The sequence below is a fragment of the Roseofilum halophilum BLCC-M91 genome, from assembly GCF_030068445.1.
In the GTDB taxonomy this organism is placed as follows: domain Bacteria; phylum Cyanobacteriota; class Cyanobacteriia; order Cyanobacteriales; family Desertifilaceae; genus Roseofilum; species Roseofilum halophilum.
On record NZ_JAQPOK010000119.1, the window covers coordinates 1 to 3247 of the forward strand.

3 protein-coding genes are annotated in these 3247 nt (G+C 46.1%); 2 read left to right on the plus strand and 1 reads right to left on the minus strand.

The window, feature by feature from the left end; genetic code table 11:
* Window positions 1-469: Uma2 family endonuclease (locus tag PJF56_RS15915; protein ID WP_283763678.1), on the minus strand; the 469-nt coding region annotated here is incomplete at its 3' end.
* A 209-nt stretch (window positions 470-678) separates the two neighbouring features.
* On the opposite strand from PJF56_RS15915, the gene PJF56_RS15920 reads away from it, so the two are divergent.
* Together PJF56_RS15920 and PJF56_RS22375 are read left to right on the plus strand one after the other, a co-directional pair.
* Window positions 679-1989 (plus strand): HEAT repeat domain-containing protein, encoded by a 1311-nt coding sequence (locus PJF56_RS15920; RefSeq protein ID WP_283763679.1) that lies wholly within the window; start codon window positions 679-681, stop codon window positions 1987-1989.
* A 116-nt stretch (window positions 1990-2105) separates the two neighbouring features.
* Complete coding sequence (locus PJF56_RS22375; RefSeq protein WP_283763680.1) at window positions 2106-3134, plus strand: ATP-binding protein; 1029 nt, start codon at window positions 2106-2108, stop codon at window positions 3132-3134.
* Window positions 3135-3247 lie beyond the last annotated feature (113 nt).

The window sequence follows — 3247 nt, forward strand, 5'->3', positions numbered from 1 at the left end:
GATTCTGATAGCGATCGTAAATGACATAATAGGGAACCTGTAAAATTTTCTCGTACACTTCCCATTTCGTCGGTGGCTTTTTCTCTTTACGTTCTGTGCGCCCTAAATCTTCATCTTCCGTGCCTGGAGACGCTAACTCAATCACCAAAAATGGACTGATTTCTTCTTGCCAGATCACATAACTTAGGCGTAAGTCTTGTTGCTTGCGACTGCGCTTGGCTCCTAAGACTACAAACCAATCGGGGCGTTTGTACCATTGGGTATGCTGGCTGTCATAGTAGAGGTTAAGATCGCTGGCGATCAAATAATCGTCTTCAGAGTAGAGGGGAGATTGGCAAGTTTGAGTGAGTAAATCGGGTTGGTAGTCATGAAATTCATCAGGCAATCCAGGTTCCTCCGGGTTTTCGCTGGGTAAGTCATACATGGTGGGCAGGGATTTCTGCTTGGGATGGGGATAGAGTTGAATCATGGTTTTACAGAGAACTGCTTATAACAAACCTCAAAACCAGTTTAACTTGAGCTTCAAGGCTGATGGTATTGCTCGAAAAAAACATTGATTTGATGCATAAATTTCATAACAACTCTATTTTTGTTATCTCTATGACCAAAATTATGGGAAAACTTGCTTAGGGTGGGTGGATATTCTAAAAAATCAAACATAAAATTTGAGCAATAATTATGAAGCGGTTAAAAACCACTATCGGATCTCAGCGTCAGTTGTATGTTGAGTTTCAGCGCCAGGTGGAGTATGCAGAGGAAGGGGTTGGGGACGATCGCCTCTCAGAACTATTGAATTTAGGGTTAAGCCTTTTGCTCTCTGGGGATTTTCAGGGGCGGTGGGATGTGGCGAAATTGTTGCCCAAGTTGGGATCGAGAGCGATCGCCCCATTGTTGCAAATTTTGGCAGATGAAGAGGAAGAGGAGGAGTTACGCACTTTTGCGGGCAGTATTTTGCAGCAGTTTAACCAACCGGTGGTGATTGCGGGGTTGGTAGAGGTGTTAAAAACCACTGAGAGTGAAGAATTACGCGCTCTGGGCGCTGAAATTCTCAGTAGTTTTGGCCATTCTGCCCTGCCAGTGTTACAAGAATTACTGGAAAATCCCACAACTAGGGAGTTGGCGGTTGGCGCTCTGATACGGATTCCCCATCCGGATGTGATGTCTGCTCTCTTGAGTGTGGTTCCGGACGATAATCCCCAGGTGTATGCTTTGGCTCTGGAGGGGTTGAGCCATTTTCACGATCCCCGTGTGGTTCCGGCTTTGATGACGGGGTTGGATCATGTGATGGCTAGGGTGCGCTCTGCGGCGGTGGTGGGGTTAGGGTTGCGCTCCGATGACACTTCCTTGAGTCTGGTATCTAGGGAGCAGGTGGTTGGGAAGTTGGGCGATCGCCTCTGGGATTTTAATCTGCAAGTGTGCCAACAGGCGGCTATTGCTCTGGGACGTTTGGCAACTCTAGAAGGGGCGATCGCGCTCTCTAGGGTTCTTACCTCTGACTGTACGCCTGAACCCCTGCAACAGAGTACCATTCAGGGATTGGGGCTGATGCTAGATGCAGATTCAGAGGTGGCAGTTGTTGCCCTGGATATTGTGCTGGAAAGTTTTCTGGGTGCTAGAGATTCGGACACAGTAACCCTAGACATGATTAAGGTGGTGGCACAAGTGCAACCGCGAGAACTGCTCGAACGAGTCACGATCGCCTTAATTCATGGCTTAACCCTGGCGTTTACTCCCAGAGTGAAGGGGGAAATTGCCCTAACTTTGGGGTATTTAAGATGCGATTGCTTTAGCGATGGGTTGGATTATCGCGCTCTGGTGAGTTTAATCGAGTTATTGGCTGAAGATGACATCGGGGTGCGGCTTCATGCGATCGCCGCTCTAAAACAATTTGGCGATCGGGCGTATCGACAACTCCAGCATTTGAAAGAACAAGAAAATCTACCTAGGGCACTTCAAGACGGATTGGCGATCGCTCTCCAAGAATGGTAACTCAGCCCATATCCCCAAAATTGGTATCTTACTTAACTAAAGCCACCGTTATTTAACGCTATAATTGCAATTAGTTATACCATATCTACCGAGAAAATATGATGCTCTGACTTACCATGGATGACCCCAATTCCTCAGACTTAACAGTATCTAAAGCCCCATTAACCCACCCAACCTCTAACGCTCAACTGGTTTCCCCAAAATCTGTCCATCCTCCTTCTACTAGAGTTGGCCTCATTCAGTGGTTCAAAAATCTCCCCATTCGCCAAAAACAACTCATCGGACTGTTTACCTCTGAAGTTATTTCCATTGTGGGACTCGTCGGAGTCGGAGCCTACTTAATTGTTAAATCTGGACGAAATCAATTAGAAAATCAAGCCAAATCTGAATTAGCTGTTAGCCAAATCAACTACAACATCAAAATCGATCAAATGGGCTTTGGCTTTCGCGGCCAATCTGATAACTTAGCCATTATTCAAGCAGCAAAATATCACCGTCAAGATCAACCCATTCCCCCAAACCTAGAAGCACAAGTCCATCAAATCTTAGAAACGGGTTTGGGATTAGCCATTAGTCAACAAATTATTCGCTTAATGGGAAGCGAAATCACGGTTAGCAGTACCTTGGGTGAAGGGAGTAGATTTGAGTTTATTCTAGAGTTAGCTTATCAAAACGATCGCGGGTTAGAGGCTCCGGTTGCTCTTGGGACTAATGTTCGGGGATATGAGGGAGAAGCGAAAAAAGTGCTAATCTTGAGTCACTCTGGGTTTAATGCTGTTAAGCCTTGGGATCGGAGATTATATGATTCGCCTAGATTAATCCAAGATTTGTTAACTTCTCTGGGTTTTGAGGTGATGGTTGGTGAACTCGGAGAAATTGGGCAATTTTGGGACAGAAGACCGGATTTAATTATTGTAGATGGGTTGCGTGGCGATCGCACTCAGGAGAGGGCACAAGCAATGGATCGGGTGCGATCGCATCCTCCGTTTCAGGATACTCCTATTTTAACTACCGTTGACCTCTGTATCATCAACCCTGAATCACTTCCACTCAATACGGAAAAAAATGGCATAATTTATCAGCCAATCCAGTTAAAAGAATTACTTTTTGAATTGGAACACGGAAAAATGACGAGAGCTTGGTAGCCCCGTCGTTTCAACGCGGGGCGGAAAAGCGAACGGCGGTTTCAACCGCCGTGATGAGGGTCGTTGATGTATTCCAGAATCTTGGCAGTGCTGACTTTCCCCGTGGTGTCATA